This is a genomic window from Sphingobacterium sp. UBA7855 (assembly GCA_002500745.1).
Taxonomy (GTDB): Bacteria; Bacteroidota; Bacteroidia; order Sphingobacteriales; family Sphingobacteriaceae; genus Sphingobacterium.
In genome coordinates this window covers 102,533-120,144 of the sequence record DLST01000003.1, presented here as the reverse complement: position 1 = coordinate 120,144, position 17,612 = coordinate 102,533, and the positions used below count along the sequence as shown (strand labels likewise).

Genomic DNA, 17,612 nt, shown 5'->3' with positions numbered 1-17,612 from the left:
TCATTGGCTTTTAACACCGAATGATCTAGAGCAAAGATGAGAAGGGAGAAACATCTTATTCGTCTGTTTACCATTTGTATTCGACTGTAGTCGATTGTAACCGTTTGTTGTCGTTTAGTAATTTGCTATGAGTTCTGTTGAAAGAGCTTGCCTTGAATGTGGCAAGGGTATACGTGGCCGTTCTGACAAGCGATTTTGTGATGATGCTTGTCGGAATGCCTATAATAATAAATTGAATAGCGACCAAACCAATTTGGTGCGTAACGTGAATAATATCCTGCGAAAAAACCGCCGTATATTGTTGGATACGTTGAACGGGGAGGGCATGGTCAAAATACAGCGTGAAAAGTTAAAACAATTGGGGTTTGATTTTAAATTCCATACTCATAATTTTTCCAACAATAAAGGTCAAACTTACCAGTTTATTTATGAAACAGGTTATCTGCTGCTTGAGAAAGATTGGGTGTTAATCGTACAAAAGAAACCGATGTGATTTTGAATGCAATAGTTTCATTTGTATTGTTTTAGTTTACAGAATTGGGTTTGGCCTTTCTTATTGCGATATAATTAGAAATAGTAAATGTTAGAATCAATATGTAATAGCATACTGGGATGAGTAAAATATAGGCGCTATTAAAGATATCGCTTAAAAAAGACGGTAGCGAAATCTTAAAAAAATCTGCAATAATGATATAGCCTATGAAACTTCCGAGAAAAAATAGCCCAACAGCATGTGTTGTAATTATTCTTTTTAGGTGCTTACTGTATAAGGCGTCTCTGTTTTGTTTCGTATAGCCCATAATTGCAGGCACCAATAACCCTAATAGTGGATTGACCAGAAAGGTAAGCGATGCTAAATATAAGGCTTTAATACTTCCTGTTTGATTGTTGTCGATACTGATTTAATTTACATTTGGCATAATGAGTTGTTCTAATGGTATTTCCAAAATTTGACTGATCTGTTTGAGACTAAATCCACTGATTTCTTCCGTGCCTTTTTCTATGCGTTGCACAGTTCTTAGCGATACACCTGCTCGATCAGCGAGTTCCTGCTGCGTTAGTCCCTTACGTTTTCTTGATAGTTTGATGAATTGATTAGCTGATTGACTTTCCATGGTTCAAAGATGGGGAAATTGTCAGTGAATTTTAGTGAAATTGATGCGACAATAATATGCCAATATCGTTCTGAAGAATATAACATGTTAATAATCAAAAGTTTTTGTAATTTGGTAAATATTTTGAATCTTTGCAATTCAACAGAATAATTAATAAAAACGGAAGAATATGTTTGCAATATTAGAAAATCCCGCTTCGTCCACAGAGAAGATTCTCGGGAATATTCTTCGGAATACGGCTCTTTCCTAATCTTCTTTCTTAATACGTTAAGTAACCTAGGTTGCTATTGGCTAAAACTTGGCCCTCTAAATGGTAGTCCACTTGTCCAATATGCTTAGCTTAAAGCTTAATTAAGGAGTTTTAAAATCCAGTTACTTTCAAAGTTATTGTGAAAGCTGGATGTGAATGTTATGTTTTAGAAAATTTTATGAATTCAGTCAATAAATACGTCCTTCAGGCACTGGATAACTATCCGATATATTTGGAGGAGACAATAGAGTCCTTATCTTATGCGCTATCCTATGATGAGTCGAATACAATGGCGCTGTGTTTGATGGGAAGAGTTTATGCCGAACAGTTGTTTGATTATGAGCAGGCAAAAAGGTATTTCCAGGAAGCCTTGGCGCACAATGTGCGGGCAGTAGAAGTATATCCTTATTTCATTCAGACATTGATTGATATGGGAGAATATGAAGCTGCAAAAAAAACGATTAAATTCGCTTTGACACTTCCGGGGATGCCTCTGGCAGGGATCTGGCTAAAGAAAGCACTTCTATTTGAGAAAATGAGAAAATACAAAAAGGCGTTGAAGGCGTTAAAAATCGCGAAACTTGAAAATGTTGATCTTGATTTTTCGTCAAGCCTAAAGTCGATTGAGGAGCGGATTAGAGGAAAGCAGGAAATTAGTAAAGGTAGTGGGAAAATTAGGAAGAAAGAAAGTAATCCTGGTCATAAGTAGGCCCTTGATCTGGCTACAATTTTTAGATTAATATGCGCAAAAAAAAAGCCCTAGGTGAGATTTCACCTAGGGCTTAATCAATAGCGTTTAGGAATTATTCTGCTCTTAAGATTTTGGCAGCTTCCACCATAGATTCTAAAGCTGCTTTGGTTTCTGGCCAAGCACGGGTCTTCAATCCGCAGTCAGGATTAACCCAAAGTTGTTCTGCCGGAACTACTGCTTTTGCTTTACGCAATAGATCTACCATCTCGTCTTTGCTGGGCACACGTGGAGAGTGAATATCATAAACACCCGGACCAATATCATTTGGATATTTAAAGTCGCCAGCGAAAGCATTCAATAATTTCATTTGAGAACGTGAAGTCTCGATCGTGATAACATCAGCATCCATTGCAGCGATATCTTCGATTACATTATTGAATTCTGAGTAACACATGTGTGTGTGAATTTGTGTATCGTCTTCTACATTTGAAGAAGAAACACGGAAAGCACGTACTGCCCAGTTCAAGTAATCTTTCTGATCAGCCTTACGTAAAGGTAATCCTTCACGGATAGCTGGTTCATCAATTTGAATAATTTTGATACCTGCTTTTTCCAAAGCTTGTACTTCATCCAGGATAGCCAAAGCAATTTGGTAAGTTGTTGTTGAACGCGGTTGATCGTTACGTACGAAAGACCATTGTAAGATGGTAACCGGACCAGTCAACATACCTTTCACCGGACGGTTTGTCAACGATTGTGCGTAAGATGACCAACGTACAGTCATGTCCTTTGGACGGTAAACGTCACCATAGATAATCGGAGGTTTAACACAACGAGAACCGTAAGACTGAACCCAACCGTTTTGTGTGAAAGCGTAACCAGCTAGTTGTTCACCGAAGTATTCAACCATGTCATTACGTTCGAATTCGCCGTGTACTAATACGTCGATATCCAATTGCTCTTGAAGACGGATGGTGTTTTCCGTTTCTTCTGCGATTGCTTTATCGTATTCCTCTTGAGTAATAGCACCTTTTTTCAAATCTGCTCTCCATTTACGAACATCTTTTGTTTGTGGAAAAGAACCTATCGTTGTGGTAGGGAATGCCGGCAAGTTAAATTTCGCTTGTTGCGCTGCTTTACGGTCTGCAAATGATGAAGTACGTTTTGCATCGTCATCAGTGATATTGCTTGTACGTGTCTTAACTTCAGGTTTGTGAATTAATGGAGAAGTGCGACGGCTCTCAGCAGCAGCTTTGTTCGCTTCAAAACGTTTCGCTGTTTCCGCATCAACTTCGCCTTCTGCCAGTACAGCTAAGTCTTTCACTTCAGCTAATTTTTGTTTGGCAAAAGCTAACCAATTCTTTACTTCAGCAGGTAATGATTGTTCATTATGCTCATTATCTAGGTCAAAAGGAACATGCAACAATGATGAAGAAGGAGCCACCCAAACGCGGTCTTTTCCTAATGCATCAACAGCCTGTTTGATTTTAACCAATGATTTTTCGTAATCATTTTTCCAGATGTTACGACCTTCAACAATACCTAAAGATAATGTTAATGAAGCTGGAACTTTAGCTAGTACCGTATCCAATTGGTTTTCACCGCGTACCAGATCCAAATGTAAAGCATGGACAGGTAAGTTAACTGCGATATCTTCGTTATCTTTTAAAGCTTCGAAGTAAGTCGTTGCGATTAATTTGATATTTTTTGCTGCTGCAGCTAATTTTTCGAAAGTAGGTTGATATAAAGCTTTTACTTTAGCATCTAAATCCAAAGCTAAGAAAGGCTCGTCAATCTGGACATATTGTGCACCAGCATCAGCTAGTTTAGCCAATATTTGCTCGTATACAGGCACAAGTTTATCCAATAAATCGATACGGTCGAAGCCAGCTTCTTTTTCTTTACCGATCAATAGGTAAGTGATCGGACCGAGTAAAACTGGTTTAGTATCAATGCCCAAGGATTTTGCTTCGTTGTATTCGTTTAAGAATTTTTCAGAAGTCAATTTAAATTCTTGATCTTTTGTAAATTCTGGTACCATGTAATGGTAGTTGGTATCTAACCACTTGGTCATTTCCATTGCAGTCACGTCGATTCCTTCCTGTTGGAAACCACGAGCCATAGCGAAATATAGATCTAAACTGTAATTGTTGTCTACTTTATTCAATAAAGAATGGTAACGGGCAGGAATTGCACCAACCGTAAGGGTTAAATCCAATACTTGATCGTAAAAGGAGAAATCATTGGAAGGGATCAAATCTATTCCAGCATCTTTTTGTGTTTTCCAATTGCCTTCACGTATTTTTTTTGCGGTATCCAATAATTCCTCAACAGAAGATTTTTTAGCCCAATAGGCCTCATTGGCTTTTTTCAATTCGCGGAACGCGCCCACACGAGGGTAACCTAAATTGTTAGTCAATAACATAATGAATGTTTTTAATATTTTTTTTCAACTATATTTCTTGCTAGAGAGAGAAGGACACACTAGAATTTGGTGACTTCGGCTTATCATTCCCATATACAATGGGTAGAATTTAGCACCTTGTCAAGGGACAGGTTGCTAAGGCTTCATCGGGTCTATTCCCTCTGCCTTTCTCTATAAGCGATGCTAAGGTAACGTAATTATTTTAAAAATGCAAATTTTTTAGAAAAGTGTATTTATTTTTTATATTCTACTAAGAATAAAATTGTTTTTTTCTCTTCTTTTCATCGAATTATTACTTTATTTCATAATTCTATACACTATAGACAAAAAAAAATGGGAATGATCCTATTACTCATTCCCTCTGTTTTTAGCTTACCAAAAGTTTGTAACCTTTTCCATGTACATTTACAATCTCCACTTTACTATCCTCTTTCAAATATTTTCGAAGTTTACTGAGAAAGACATCCATACTTCTACCCGTAAAATAGTTGTCATCATGCCATATTTTTAATAAAGCCTCCTCTCTTGTCAATACATCATTTTTCTTTAGGCAGAGCAGGCGTAATAGTTCAGCCTCTTTAGTCGATAGTTTTTGCATCTGCCCTTTATAGGAAATCTGCTGGCTTGTATAATCAAAGAAATAATCGCCAATTTCAAATTTGTCTGCAACGATCTCTTCCTCTTTATCGCGAACACTGCGTTTAAGCAGAGCATTGATGCGAAGTAACAATTCCTCAACGCGAAACGGCTTGGTGATATAATCATCTCCTCCAAGTTCAAAAGCTTCAGTTTTATCTTCCATCATACCTTTTGCTGTGGCAAAGATTATAGGAACAATATTGTTCGTTTTTCTGATTTCACGCCCAACCGAGAAGCCGTCTTTTTTAGGCATCATCACATCGAAGATGCAGAGGTCGTAGTTATTTTTCTTGAATTGGGATATTGCTTCATCACCATCTGTACATAGTGTGACGTCAAATTTTCCCTTTAATTCGAGATAGTCTTTTAAAAGATCCCCTAAATTAGGATCGTCTTCTGCTAATAATATCTTTTGCATAATGAATACTTTAAATTTTAACGAATTCCCTTGATGCTGATAAATCAGCTTCCTCTACCTTTAAAATTCTTTACAGAGGAAATATACAAAAAAGGAACCTTTTATTTTTTTGTAGGCAATATTACCTCAAAGGTCGTGCCCTTATCTTTTTCGCTTTTAACCGTAATTTTTCCATTCAGTCTCCTCAGAATATCTTGTACATAACTTAGACCGAGACCAAATCCTTTTACATTGTGGACATTCCCCGTAGGTATGCGGTAAAACTGGTCAAAAATCTTTTGAAGGTGATCTCGGCTCATACCTATACCATTGTCAGCTATAGTGACCACAATACTATCACCGACGTTTTTTGATTGTATATTCACATGTAGATCACCTTTGTTGTATTTAATTGCATTATCCAATAGGTTATAAAATACGTTTGAGAAATGCAGTTCGTCGCCAACGACGATATCTTTAGTGGCTGCCAGATCAATAGTAAATTTTCCGCCAATATTCTGCATTCTCAGCTGCATACTGTCTGTAACCGCAGAAACAAGATCGTTAATATGAACATCTACCTGATCTAATTTTAAGGTTTCTTTTTCTAGTCGAGCTAAATCAAGTACACGTTCAATGTGATTTCCTAATCTAACATTCTCGTCGTAAATGATATTGGCCAATTTTTGAACGCGTTTATGGTCGGCATTGATATCGGGGTCCTTAAGCGATTCACTAGCAATCATGATAGTCGCAACTGGTGTCTTAAACTCATGTGTCATGTTGTTGATAAAATCTGTTTTCATCTCCGAAACTTTCTTTTGTCTAAAGATGATAATCAACGTGTATGCAAAACACCCTACTAATAAAAAAAGTAGTGCAAGCATAGGCAAAAGGAGATAACCCATGTTATCTGCAATAATCGCCTTTTTGTCTGGAAAATAAATCGTTAATTTTCCCGGCGCAGCACCAATGTCGCCTTTAAAGAGAGCAGTGGAGTACCGTGTTGTATTTGAAGGATTCTTTAATGCCGCTTCGTTAAGGATATTATTAAGTAAAATATTGTTTGTGCTCCATATTTCGATATTAAATGGCGCTCTGATGTCGCGTTGAGCCAATTCCTCCTTGATAAGCTCTTGAACGATGATAATATTTAACCTATCTTTCAATGGGCGTTTAGCCAATTCCATTCCAATAGCGACATCTTCGATATAGTCAGCCTTTTTGCCCCCCAACATGGCAACAGAATCGTAAACGTTAAACCCCGACCAGGAGTTCTTTTTATTAAGCACATCCAGTCTTTTTTCTAAATCAGCGATCGTTTTTGTAAGTTTTGCATCCTCTCTTGGGGGTAAGGTGGCTACCCTGAATTTGGTTTGCTGATCAACCAGGCCATCCAGTAAGGGAATAACAAAGCGCGTACTATCATCTTTTCCGCTCACCTGATCATCTACCTTTGATGCGTTGAGCATGATAAAGGCTTGTACGAGATTGTCATCGGTAAGCTCATTTGAAACAGAAAATTTGATGTATTTCTGGTACTCTGGTCTTTTAATATATGTCTCGTAAAATGAATTTTTTATTTCAATAACATTAGGATATAACGCACGTAATTGATCTTCTTGCTCTTTGAAGTTGGAGAAAATAGTATGCTGCTTGTTCTTTAGCTCTTCAATTCTATATTGTATTTCGAGTTGCTCGGCCAAAAGGCGTTGTTTTGCCTGTTCTTGTTTGGATTTTTCAAGATTTCGTTCTTGTTGAACTTTAGCGAAGTCAACAACTTCTCGCCGCTCTAACTTTCCTGCAACAGCTGTTATCGCAGCATTGACAGATTCATCAAACAATTGAGATTTTTGACGATAAGAATCTCTTAAAAAATAGAATTGCATAGCCAAAACGCCGATAAGGGCCAATGACATCAGTCCAATGATCAATACAATGCTATTTTTCTTCATTTGAATAGACGGTTAAATAAATATAAGTTTTACTGTATCACAAAGTTTAGAGCACTCAATTCGTTATTTACTATTTGTGCGTGCATGCCTTCTACCATTCTAAGGGCCATAGAGATGCTATAGCTCATCTTCTTGAATTGTTACAAATATAAAGATGCTGATGTGTTTTGAAGCTGTTTTAACAATGTTTAACAGCAAGCTTTTTAAATATAGGTGTTGTTGTTTGTAAATTAGTGGATAGTGACGAGTTATGCTGTGAATTTGAGCATAGTAGTCGATTTTTAATCAATGCCATGGAGTTTGACTGATGAATGAACGCGCTGGTGAATTCATGAGTAGGTGTGAGCAATATTATTGAATGCAATTTAAAATAATCAGGAGTGAATAAGTGGAGTGTGTACGTTTGCTTATACTTATATGCATTTAAATACTATTAAATAAAGATATACAGATGAGAAGTTACGTATTATTACTGACATTGGCTTCGGTGGGAACCGTCGCTTTGGGGCAGGTTAAGGTAAAACCACAGGTTTCCTTAATTGAGGAAAAAGAAACAAAAATGCCTATTCTTAAATTGGATTCGGCAGATGAAAAGTATCGCATGCCCGTTAAGAAGTTAAGGCGTATGGACAGTCTGGCTCCGATGCCCGGAACAGAAAAGATGCCTAAGGCAGATCGGGAAGCTGTTGATCTTCCACTCAAACGAATAAGCGATTCACTAAAGATGGAAGGGTTTAAATTAAAGATTGATTCTTTATATAAAAACAGGCAAAAAAAATAGCGTTCAATTTAGAACGCTATTTTTTTTTGCCTAATCCTATACTTCCTATAACTGAGAAACACGGATAGTATTTGTTTTACCTTTTTCAATTAACGGAGTAGAAGCCGTATTGATGATAATTGAACCTGGTTTAACATAGTTGTTTTTTACAATAAACTTGTTAACATCATGGATAGAACCATCTGTGCTTTCGAACTTGTCATAGATAAAGGTTTTTACACCCCAAAGCAGGCTTAATTGTTTCAAAAGTTTTTGTGTTCCTGTGAAAACTAAGATATCTACATTTGGTCTATAGCTAGTAATTTCAAACGCTGTTGCTCCAGACGAGGTCAAAACAGCAATTGCTGAGGCATTTGTTTTTTGAGCGAGATAGACGGAGGAAGCACAGATAGCATCAGGAATTAGTGTGCCATCGTGGATTTCACTAACTTTCTCATTATAATAAGGATAAGAAGTTTGTTCCACGTGAATAATGATTTTACTCATTGTTTCGATCACAATTTCAGGGAATTCACCTACAGATGTTTCTCCACTTAACATAACTGCGTCAGCCCCGTCTAATACAGAGTTTGCGACGTCATTTACTTCAGCGCGTGTAGGACGAGGTGTAGTGATCATGCTTTCCAACATTTGTGTCGCAATGATCACTGGTTTTGAAAGATCTCTACATTTCTGTACGATGATCTTTTGAAGTCCTGGTACCTCTTCCATGGGAAGCTCAACACCCAAATCTCCACGAGCAACCATAACAGCATCTGTTGCTTCGATAATTGCATCAATATTTTCGATCGCTTCAGGCTTTTCAATTTTTGCGATTATGCGCGCATGACTTCCTTTTGCCGCTATGATTTTTTTACATTGCGCGATGTCTTCAGCAGAGCGTACGAACGACATAGCTATCCAGTCAGCGCCATGGTCCAAAGCAAAGTTCAGGTTATCTAAATCTTCCTCTGTCAATGAAGGAATAGATACTTTTGTATTTGGTAAATTAACACCTTTACGTGAAGTAAGGACACCACCGTGTACGACTTCACAAGTAACTGTATCTTTATGATTAGTCTCTAAAACACGAAGTTGAAGTTTTCCGTCGTCAAGTAAAATGATTTCGTTGGCTTCAACATCGTTTGGAAAGTTTTCGTATGTAATGTAAATTCTGTTTTCGTCTCCGATAAGTTCTTGTGTGGTGATTTCAACTTTTGAACCGTTAACCAGAACAGCGCCACCTTCTTTCATTTTTCCGATCCGAATTTTCGGACCTTGTAAATCAGCTAAGATGGCAACATTGAATCCTGTTTCATTATTTATTGCATTTATAGTTTCGATTACCTTAAGGTGATCTGCCTGGCTGCCATGAGAGAAATTCAACCGACACACATCAACCCCTTTGGCAATCATGCTGGTCAAAACTTGTTTGTCTGCCGAAGCAGGGCCTAATGTTGCGACAATTTTAGTCCTTTTTTGAACTTTTTCCATCTGTTATTTTGTATTTTAAATGTTCTTCATTAATCACAACAAATAGCGAGCTATGTTGTTGTGTTTTGTCAAAACTAAATCGAATTAATTTAGATCTAAACGGGAGTGTATTTGCTACACTAACCTACAGTTTGCTAAAATATGAGATTTTCTTTAGATTTCAATATTTTTGGTGATATTTCTTTTGCGATGACCACTTCGGGTAATTTGCTGATCCTTTTGATCATATGCTCTACATCTTCTTCGCAGATGAAGTTTTTGATAATGATAAAAAAATCAAAGTGCGGGTTTTCAGGAATTAAATAAGTTCCTTCGATGCTCTTATTGTTGATCAGGAAATATTCTGTGTCAGCGTCGGGTACAATGTAATGATAAGCAGTGAAGTGGTAGTTATTTTTTTTCTTTGGGTCAAAGACAATATGATATTCTAGCTCTTCTTCGGATTTATTTTTTTGTCGTCCATCATGATCATATTTGCTTTCCTTTCCTCTGGAAAAATTGAGGTTAGTCTCCTTGTTGATGAAGTGACAGAGTCGGTAATCTTTCAACGGGCAGGTGATGGCGAGTAGGGTGAAATCCAACTCTTCTTCCATGTCCATATCTAACCGCGTTACTAACTTATTGACCACTTTGATGCTTAAATTTGTCTGCCTTTTGTAACGAAGGTACTAATAATTTTAAGGTTGGAATATACTTTTTGTGTAAAATTTGAGTTAATTAGCTGAGCGTTTGGAATACAAAATATTTTTTGTTATACTTGAACTAAGTTAATATAGAGTGGGTTAGCTAGTATAATACGCGAATAAGTTCGGTCGCCTAAAATGGTGACTTTCATCTAAATATCATTTTAGGTTTGAATTTTGATGAAATTTATTTTTCTTTGCACAGATTTATTAAACAATTAAACTATAAAATCATGTCAGATATCGCTTCAAGAGTAAAAGCAATTATCGTTGAAAAATTAGGTGTTGACGAAAACGAAGTAACGCCAGAAGCTTCATTCACTAATGATTTAGGTGCTGATTCACTTGACACTGTTGAGTTGATCATGGAGTTTGAAAAAGAATTCAACGTTGCTATTCCTGATGATCAAGCAGAAACTATTGGTACTGTTGGTCAAGCAATCGCTTATTTAGAAAAAAACGTTAACTAACTAATTTAATTAGGCTAATCGTAATAAATGGAGCTTAAAAGAGTAGTAGTAACAGGATTAGGCGCCCTTACACCAATTGGTAATACCGTCTCAGCTTACTGGGAGGCTTTAATAAATGGTGTAAGCGGGGCCGCTCCTATTACGCATTTTGATGCGTCAAAATTCAAAACTCAGTTTGCGTGTGAGGTAAAGGGGTTTGATCCACATGATTTTATGGATCGTAAGGAAGCTCGTAAAGTCGATCCTTTTGTACAGTATGCAATTGCATCAACCGATGAGGCAATTAAAGATGCTGGCTTAGATTTTGAAAAACTTGATACAAACCGTATCGGGGTAATTTGGGGTTCAGGAATTGGGGGCTTAACAACCTTTACTGAAGAAGTTGCAAATTTTGCAAAAGGAGATGGAACCCCGCGTTTCAATCCTTTCTTCATTCCTAAGATGCTCGTTGATATTGCTCCAGGACATATTTCTATGCGTCATGGCCTTCGTGGTCCTAACTTTTCTGCAGTATCGGCTTGTGCGTCAGCTACCAATGCAATGATAGATGCTTTCAATTATATTCGTATGGGGAAAGCTGATGTGATTGTTACGGGTGGTTCAGAGGCAACAGTTAATGAAGCTGGAATTGGTGGATTTAATGCAATGCACGCTTTGTCAACTCGGAATGACGATCCAAAAACAGCTTCGCGTCCTTTTGATAAAGATAGAGATGGTTTTGTTTCTGGTGAAGGTTCAGGTGCTTTGATTTTAGAAAGCTTAGAGCATGCTTTGGCACGTGGAGCAAAAATCTATGCAGAGATTGCTGGTGGTGGAATGAGTGCCGATGCACATCATATCACGGCCTCGCATCCTGAAGGTTTGGGTGCTAAACTAGCCATGACAATGGCAGTCAACGATGCAGAGATGGATTTTTCAGATATTGATTATATCAATGTTCACGGAACCTCTACCCCTGTTGGCGATATTAGTGAAACTAAGGCTATTGTCGACTTGTTCGGTGAGCACGCATATAAACTGAATATCAGTTCAACTAAATCGATGACTGGGCACCTTCTCGGAGCTGCAGGAGCGATAGAAGCTATTGCCTCTATTCTGGCTGTCCAAAATGATATTGTCCCACCGACAATCAATCACTTTACGGATGATCCAGAAATTGATAATAAATTGAATTTTACATTCAATAAAGCGCAGAAACGAACTGTTAACGCAGCATTGAGTAACACATTTGGTTTCGGAGGGCATAATGCTACCGTTATTGTGAAAAAATATAAAGCTTAATGTTTGATCCTTCAAACATGGTTTGATAATATGAGCTAGCGACAGGTTCTTTAATTAGGACTTGTCGCCTTATTTTTAGAAGAGATGCCTTTTGCTAGGATATATAAATTATATATTTCGCCGGAGCGGGAATACGTTAGAAAACTAAAAAACCTGCTTGGATTTGTTCCCGGAAATGTACACTTGTACAAAATGGCCTTCAGACATAAGTCTGTGGCTATTACAATTAAAGAGGGCGCAAAGAATAGCAACGAACGTTTGGAATTCTTAGGTGATGCTGTTTTGGGTTCGGTTGTCGCCGAATTGTTATTTAAGAAATATCCTTATAAAGATGAAGGTTTCTTGACTGAAATGCGCTCGAAGATTGTCAGTAGGGCAAATCTGAATCAGCTTTCCCGAAAATTAGGATTTAATGAACTGATTCAGTTTGATGCACGAATGATTAGTTTTCCTAATAAACAAGGGTCGTTACTGGGCGATGCTTTCGAAGCATTAATAGGAGCCGTTTATCTCGATAAAGGATATGTTTTTACAAAAAACTTCCTGCTGAATAGAATCATTAAGCCTCATGTTGATATTCTTCTATTAGAACAGACTGAAACAAACTTTAAAAGTAGGTTGATTGAATGGTGTCAGCATACGGGCAAAGAGATTGTCTTTCAGCAAACAGACAATCCGCAGGGTGAATCTTCTAAAATGTTTAGTATTGAAGCCGTTGTTGATGGTGTCGTCTGCGGACTAGGTCGCGATTTCAATAAAAAATCTGCAGAGAAATCAGCTGCGGAGAAAGCCTGTGAATTCCTTAAAATTCTAGAAGTAGAATAAAGGATTTTGTTAACTTTGCCAAATATGGCAGTAGTAAAACCTTCTTTGGCAAAAGGAACGCGTGATTTTTCGCCTTCCGAAATGATCAAACGCAACTATATTTTCGATACACTGAAAACGGTATTCAGAAAATATGGCTATAGTGAAATACAAACCCCTTCATTTGAAAATTTAACCACACTTACCGGTAAATATGGCGATGAGGGTGATAAGCTGATCTTTAAGATTCTTAATTCGGGTGATTACATGGCAAAAGCGCCAGACAGCCTGCTTCAAGATAAAAATTCCAATAAACTCATTCCACATATTTCAGAGAAAGCGCTAAGATATGACCTTACTGTGCCTTTCGCACGTTACGTCGTAATGCACCAGAATGATATTGCTTTACCATTTAAGCGTTTTCAAGTACAACCCGTATGGCGTGCTGATCGTCCGCAGCGCGGAAGATATCGTGAGTTTTATCAATGTGATGTGGATGTGGTTGGATCTGAAAGTTTACTGAATGAAGCGGAGTTCATTCTGATTTATCAAGAGGCCTTCGAGCGTTTTGGACTGAAAGACTTTACGATTAAAATCAACAACCGGAAAATTCTCTCAGGTATTGCCGAAATTATCGGAAAGCCGGAGTTGATTGTCGATATGACGGTAGCTATCGACAAATTGGATAAAATCGGCTTGGATGGTGTCAACAAAGAATTGCTTGAGCGAGGCTTTACTGAAGCGGATCTTGCTATTTTGAAACCTATCATTTTATTGGAAGGCTCGAATGAAGAGAAAATTTCTTCCTTAAAAACGATTTTAGCCACTTCTGCTGTCGGTTTGAATGGTATTGCGGAGATTGAGGAAGTGTTTGACTATGTTGGCAAATTAGGTGCAGAAGAAAAATTGCTGAATCAAATCATGGACTTGGACATAACATTGGCTCGTGGTCTAAATTATTACACGGGCTGTATTTTTGAGGTCAAGACCAATGAGGTTGCCATGGGAAGCATCGGTGGCGGCGGTCGTTACGATGATCTCACAGGGATGTTTGGACTGAAGGGGTTGACCGGAGTTGGAGTTTCTTTTGGTGCTGACCGAATTTATGATGTACTCGAAGAATTGAATCTTTTTCCAACTGGTAAAGCCGAAACCACAAAACTTCTTATTATTAATTTTGATAAGCAACTCGAAGTGTATACACTTCGCTTACTAAACAAACTTCGTCAAGAAAATATTGCTTCGGAACTTTATGCTACTCCTGTCAAATTGAAAAAGCAAATGGGGTATGCGGATGGAAAAGGAATTCCCTATGTGTTATTGGTAGGGGAAGAAGAGGCTGCTTCGGGGCAATTGTCTTTAAAAGACATGGAAAGTGGTGAGCAAATAAAGGTTACTGAAAGTGAGCTGATCCAAAAACTTCGATAACGCACTGTTTGTGTAGAATAGGTTAAGCCAAATGATTATTAAGTCGTTTGGCTTTTTTATTTTCATAAGTTTTTGATTTATTTGGTTGTGCCGTTCATTTATTTGTAATCAAATGCTATATACTTTAAATCAAATGTCTTAGAAGTGTCTTAAAGTAGAAATAAAATTGATTTTTGAACAAGGAAATTCGTCCAAAATTATTAGATTTGTAGTCTAGAATAGTAAGAAAATCAAAACTTTGAAATGAGTTCAACACCTATAACAAAAGAGACATATTTGGAGTGGTATAAGTCAATGTTACTTATGCGTAAGTTTGAAGAAAAAGCAGGTCAACTTTACGGACAGCAAAAGATTCGTGGTTTCTGTCACTTGTACATAGGACAAGAAGCAGTTGTCGCTGGAACGATGTCGGTTATTAAACCTGAAGATTCTTTAATCACTGCTTATCGTGATCACGCCCACGCTTTGGCTAAAGGCGTTTCTGCCAATGCTTGTATGGCTGAATTATATGGAAAGATCACAGGTTGTTCCAAAGGTAAAGGAGGCTCCATGCACTTCTTCTCCAAAGAGCATAAATTCATGGGTGGCCATGGTATTGTTGGTGGTCAGATTCCTTTAGGTGCTGGTATTGCCTTTGCTGAAAAATATCTCGGTACAGATAATGTAAACATCTGTTATATGGGCGACGGAGCTGTACGTCAAGGTGCATTCAACGAAACATTGAACATGGCGATGTTGTGGAAACTGCCTGTTATTTTTGTTTGTGAAAACAATGGTTATGCCATGGGTACGTCTGTCCAACGTACAACTAATATGCAGGATATTTACAAAATGGGCTTGGGCTTTGATATGCCTTCAGCTCCAGTAGATGGAATGGATGTTGTTGCTGTACACAACGCGATGGATGAGGCTGTTCAACGTGCTCGTGCGGGCGAAGGACCTACATTCTTGGAAATTCGTACTTATCGTTACAAAGGACACTCGATGTCTGATCCAGCGAAGTATCGTACTAAAGAAGAGCTAGAAGCTTATAAAGACCGTGATCCATTGTTGTCGACCAAACATGCTATCTTAGAAAACAACTATGCTGATGACGCTTGGTTTGCTGAAGTAGAAGCTGATGTGAAAAAAGTAGTTGAGGAATCGGTTAAATTTGCAGAGGAATCTCCTTATCCAACTGCAGATGAATTGTACAAAGATGTCTATGTACAACAAGACTATCCATTTATTTTAGATTAATACTCTTTAACTTGATAATATAATAAAGAATGGCTGAAGTAGTAAGAATGCCGAAAATGAGCGATACGATGACCGAAGGGGTTATCGCTAAATGGCACAAAAAAGTTGGTGATAAAGTGAATTCTGGCGATTTAGTAGCGGAGATCGAGACGGACAAAGCTACTATGGACTTTGAGTCTTACCAAGAAGGAACTCTTTTATATATTGGTCCCAAAGAAGGCGAAGCAGTAGCTATTGACGCTGTTATTGCAGTTTTGGGCGAACCAGGAGAAGATTTTCAAGCGCTGTTGAGCGGAGATGCTCCTGAAGCTGAGAAAGCACCAGAAAAGACTGAAGACAAAAAAGAAGAAGTTTCTGCTCCAGAATCTTCAGCGAGTACAGTTACCCCCGAAGAATTAGGGTGTACCGTGATCACAATGCCGTTGTTGAGTGATACCATGAAAGAAGGTGTGATCGCGCAATGGAACTTTAAAGTTGGTGATACCATCAAATCTGACGATGCCATTGCAGATGTAGAAACGGATAAAGCTACGATGGAAGTTACTGCCTATGCTGACGGTACCTTGTTATATGTAGGTCTTGAAGCTGGAGAAGCTGCAAAGGTTAACGACATCATAGCAATCGTTGGTCCTGCTGGAACTGACATTACTCCGTTGTTGAATCAAAAATCTGATGCGCCAAAGGCGGAGACGACTGAAACTCCTAAAGCTGATGCTACTTCAACTGCATCATCTCCTGCGGCTCCTGCGGCCGTTAGCAACGATGATTCTCGTGTGAAAGCTTCGCCTTTAGCACGTAAAATTGCGCAAGAAAAGGGGATCAACTTAAGTGATATTAAGGGGTCTGCAGATGGTGGCCGTATTGTGAAGAAAGACGTTGAGTCTTTTGTTCCTGCAGCTGCACAACCTGTAGAGACAAAATCCGCAGCTGCTCCTGCAGAAGCAAAGGCGATTACTTTACCTACGTATGTGGGGGAAGAGCGTTACACAGAAAAACCAGTTAACCAAATGCGTAAAACTATTGCGCGTCGTTTGGCTGAATCATTGTTTACCGCACCGCACTTCTATTTGACAGTATCCATAGAAATGGATAATGCTATGGCTGCTCGTGCGCAGATCAATGAAGTTGCTCCAGTAAAAGTTTCTTTTAATGATATCGTTGTAAAAGCTGTAGCTGTTGCGTTGAAAAAACATCCAGCTGTAAACTCTTCGTGGCAAGGCGATAAAATCCGTTTCAATGAGCATACCAACATTGGTGTTGCAATGGCTGTTGAAGATGGTTTATTAGTTCCAGTTGTGCGTTTTGCAGATGGTAAATCATTATCGCATATCTCTGCCGAGGTGAAAGACTTCGCTCAAAAAGCAAAAGCTAAAAAACTGCAACCTGCGGATTGGGAAGGATCTACATTTACAGTTTCCAACCTGGGTATGTTCGGAATTGATGAATTTACTTCCATCATAAACTCTCCAGATGGTGCAATCCTTTCTGTTGGAGCGATTCAGGCTGTTCCTGTTGTCAAAAATGGCGCAGTAGTTCCAGGTAATGTAATGAAAGTGACATTAGGCTGTGATCACCGTGTGGTAGATGGCGCAACTGGAGCTGCATTTTTACAGACATTGAAATCTTTGGTTGAAAATCCAGTGAGATTGTTAGCATAGTCCTTTAACAAAGGAATGAAAGCCACTTTAGCAATAAAGTGGCTTTTTTTGTTTTCTAAATTAGTCTAAGCTCGTGAAAGTGAATAGCTTCTATTATCTTGGCCATGTTGCCGGATGTTCACCTAATTAGGCTTGAATGTTCTTAAAACGGAATAACGTAGTAAGCCGATTAGGTAACATAAACGATGAATAACAATATAGTGAGGAAAAAATTCGTTTTTTTATACTAAAATCTTCATTTTAGCATTATTATCAATACGCTTGTTCTTCGATTATGAACTTCGATAATTTTATATCATTTAATAAAAGAGAAATAGGTGATA

General features: G+C 38.1%; 15 protein-coding genes and 1 riboswitch. Of the genes, 9 read left to right on the top strand and 6 right to left on the bottom strand.

The genetic code is table 11. From position 1 onward, the window contains the following. The first annotated feature begins 127 nt into the window (after window positions 1-127). Window positions 128-493 carry a hypothetical protein gene (locus B2107_RS03125; protein WP_293953027.1) on the top strand — a complete coding sequence of 122 codons (366 nt, stop codon included), beginning with the start codon at window positions 128-130 and terminating at the stop codon, window positions 491-493. Between the two features lie 409 nt (window positions 494-902). On the opposite strand, the gene B2107_RS03120 is transcribed toward B2107_RS03125, so the two are convergent. Further along, window positions 903-1,115, bottom strand: a complete 213-nt coding sequence (locus tag B2107_RS03120) for a helix-turn-helix domain-containing protein (RefSeq protein ID WP_293953025.1) — start codon at window positions 1,113-1,115, stop codon at window positions 903-905. 428 nt (window positions 1,116-1,543) lie between these two features. On the opposite strand from B2107_RS03120, the gene B2107_RS03115 reads away from it, so the two are divergent. Further along, window positions 1,544-2,074 carry a tetratricopeptide repeat protein gene (locus tag B2107_RS03115; RefSeq protein WP_293953024.1) on the top strand — a complete coding sequence of 177 codons (531 nt, stop codon included), beginning with the start codon at window positions 1,544-1,546 and terminating at the stop codon, window positions 2,072-2,074. Between the two features lie 94 nt (window positions 2,075-2,168). Here the strand turns inward: B2107_RS03115 and metE are convergent, their stop codons facing one another. The 3 genes from metE to B2107_RS03100 form a co-directional block, all read right to left on the bottom strand. Beyond that, a complete protein-coding gene (gene metE, locus B2107_RS03110) occupies window positions 2,169-4,481 on the bottom strand; it encodes a 5-methyltetrahydropteroyltriglutamate--homocysteine S-methyltransferase (RefSeq protein ID WP_312332434.1) in 2,313 nt (770 codons plus the stop codon). A gap of 77 nt (window positions 4,482-4,558) precedes the next feature. Next, a riboswitch (SAM riboswitch) is annotated at window positions 4,559-4,661 on the bottom strand. Between the two features lie 187 nt (window positions 4,662-4,848). Further along, window positions 4,849-5,538 carry a response regulator transcription factor gene (locus tag B2107_RS03105; RefSeq protein WP_293953022.1) on the bottom strand — a complete coding sequence of 230 codons (690 nt, stop codon included), beginning with the start codon at window positions 5,536-5,538 and terminating at the stop codon, window positions 4,849-4,851. Between the two features lie 101 nt (window positions 5,539-5,639). Further along, window positions 5,640-7,472 (bottom strand): sensor histidine kinase, encoded by a 1,833-nt coding sequence (locus tag B2107_RS03100; protein ID WP_293953020.1) that lies wholly within the window; start codon window positions 7,470-7,472, stop codon window positions 5,640-5,642. Window positions 7,473-7,923: 451 nt separating this feature from the next. Here B2107_RS03100 and B2107_RS03095 point away from each other — a divergent pair, with 451 nt between their 5' ends. Beyond that, window positions 7,924-8,253 (top strand): hypothetical protein, encoded by a 330-nt coding sequence (locus tag B2107_RS03095; RefSeq protein WP_293953018.1) that lies wholly within the window; start codon window positions 7,924-7,926, stop codon window positions 8,251-8,253. Window positions 8,254-8,298: 45 nt separating this feature from the next. On the opposite strand, the gene pyk is transcribed toward B2107_RS03095, so the two are convergent. Then, window positions 8,299-9,726 carry a pyruvate kinase gene (pyk, locus tag B2107_RS03090; RefSeq protein ID WP_293953016.1) on the bottom strand — a complete coding sequence of 476 codons (1,428 nt, stop codon included), beginning with the start codon at window positions 9,724-9,726 and terminating at the stop codon, window positions 8,299-8,301. A 134-nt stretch (window positions 9,727-9,860) separates the two neighbouring features. Next, window positions 9,861-10,325 carry an IPExxxVDY family protein gene (locus B2107_RS03085; protein ID WP_293953014.1) on the bottom strand — a complete coding sequence of 155 codons (465 nt, stop codon included), beginning with the start codon at window positions 10,323-10,325 and terminating at the stop codon, window positions 9,861-9,863. 317 nt (window positions 10,326-10,642) lie between these two features. Here B2107_RS03085 and B2107_RS03080 point away from each other — a divergent pair, with 317 nt between their 5' ends. The 6 genes from B2107_RS03080 (at window position 10,643) to B2107_RS03055 (ending at window position 17,289) form a co-directional block, all read left to right on the top strand. After that, window positions 10,643-10,879: an acyl carrier protein gene (locus B2107_RS03080; protein ID WP_028070665.1), complete on the top strand. Its 237-nt coding sequence runs from the start codon at window positions 10,643-10,645 to the stop codon at window positions 10,877-10,879. A gap of 27 nt (window positions 10,880-10,906) precedes the next feature. Beyond that, window positions 10,907-12,160 carry a beta-ketoacyl-ACP synthase II gene (gene fabF, locus B2107_RS03075; RefSeq protein ID WP_293953012.1) on the top strand — a complete coding sequence of 418 codons (1,254 nt, stop codon included), beginning with the start codon at window positions 10,907-10,909 and terminating at the stop codon, window positions 12,158-12,160. A gap of 84 nt (window positions 12,161-12,244) precedes the next feature. Continuing rightward, complete coding sequence (rnc, locus tag B2107_RS03070) at window positions 12,245-12,985, top strand: ribonuclease III (protein WP_293953010.1); 741 nt, start codon at window positions 12,245-12,247, stop codon at window positions 12,983-12,985. 24 nt (window positions 12,986-13,009) lie between these two features. Beyond that, window positions 13,010-14,392: a histidine--tRNA ligase gene (hisS, locus tag B2107_RS03065; protein WP_293953008.1), complete on the top strand. Its 1,383-nt coding sequence runs from the start codon at window positions 13,010-13,012 to the stop codon at window positions 14,390-14,392. A gap of 243 nt (window positions 14,393-14,635) precedes the next feature. After that, window positions 14,636-15,631 (top strand): pyruvate dehydrogenase (acetyl-transferring) E1 component subunit alpha, encoded by a 996-nt coding sequence (gene pdhA, locus B2107_RS03060; protein WP_046674850.1) that lies wholly within the window; start codon window positions 14,636-14,638, stop codon window positions 15,629-15,631. A 29-nt stretch (window positions 15,632-15,660) separates the two neighbouring features. After that, window positions 15,661-17,289, top strand: coding sequence for a pyruvate dehydrogenase complex dihydrolipoamide acetyltransferase (locus B2107_RS03055; protein WP_293953006.1), 1,629 nt, complete (start codon window positions 15,661-15,663; stop codon window positions 17,287-17,289). Window positions 17,290-17,612: the final 323 nt, after the last annotated feature.

Coding starts and splice junctions, on each gene's coding strand:
- B2107_RS03125 (WP_293953027.1), top strand. CDS start 128: ATGAGTTCTGTTGAAAGAGCTTGCCTTGAATGTGGCAAGGGTATACGT.
- B2107_RS03120 (WP_293953025.1), bottom strand. CDS start 1,115: ATGGAAAGTCAATCAGCTAATCAATTCATCAAACTATCAAGAAAACGT.
- B2107_RS03115 (WP_293953024.1), top strand. CDS start 1,544: ATGAATTCAGTCAATAAATACGTCCTTCAGGCACTGGATAACTATCCG.
- metE (WP_312332434.1), bottom strand. CDS start 4,481: ATGTTATTGACTAACAATTTAGGTTACCCTCGTGTGGGCGCGTTCCGC.
- B2107_RS03105 (WP_293953022.1), bottom strand. CDS start 5,538: ATGCAAAAGATATTATTAGCAGAAGACGATCCTAATTTAGGGGATCTT.
- B2107_RS03100 (WP_293953020.1), bottom strand. CDS start 7,472: ATGAAGAAAAATAGCATTGTATTGATCATTGGACTGATGTCATTGGCC.
- B2107_RS03095 (WP_293953018.1), top strand. CDS start 7,924: ATGAGAAGTTACGTATTATTACTGACATTGGCTTCGGTGGGAACCGTC.
- pyk (WP_293953016.1), bottom strand. CDS start 9,726: ATGGAAAAAGTTCAAAAAAGGACTAAAATTGTCGCAACATTAGGCCCT.
- B2107_RS03085 (WP_293953014.1), bottom strand. CDS start 10,325: ATGGACATGGAAGAAGAGTTGGATTTCACCCTACTCGCCATCACCTGC.
- B2107_RS03080 (WP_028070665.1), top strand. CDS start 10,643: ATGTCAGATATCGCTTCAAGAGTAAAAGCAATTATCGTTGAAAAATTA.
- fabF (WP_293953012.1), top strand. CDS start 10,907: ATGGAGCTTAAAAGAGTAGTAGTAACAGGATTAGGCGCCCTTACACCA.
- rnc (WP_293953010.1), top strand. CDS start 12,245: ATGCCTTTTGCTAGGATATATAAATTATATATTTCGCCGGAGCGGGAA.
- hisS (WP_293953008.1), top strand. CDS start 13,010: ATGGCAGTAGTAAAACCTTCTTTGGCAAAAGGAACGCGTGATTTTTCG.
- pdhA (WP_046674850.1), top strand. CDS start 14,636: ATGAGTTCAACACCTATAACAAAAGAGACATATTTGGAGTGGTATAAG.
- B2107_RS03055 (WP_293953006.1), top strand. CDS start 15,661: ATGGCTGAAGTAGTAAGAATGCCGAAAATGAGCGATACGATGACCGAA.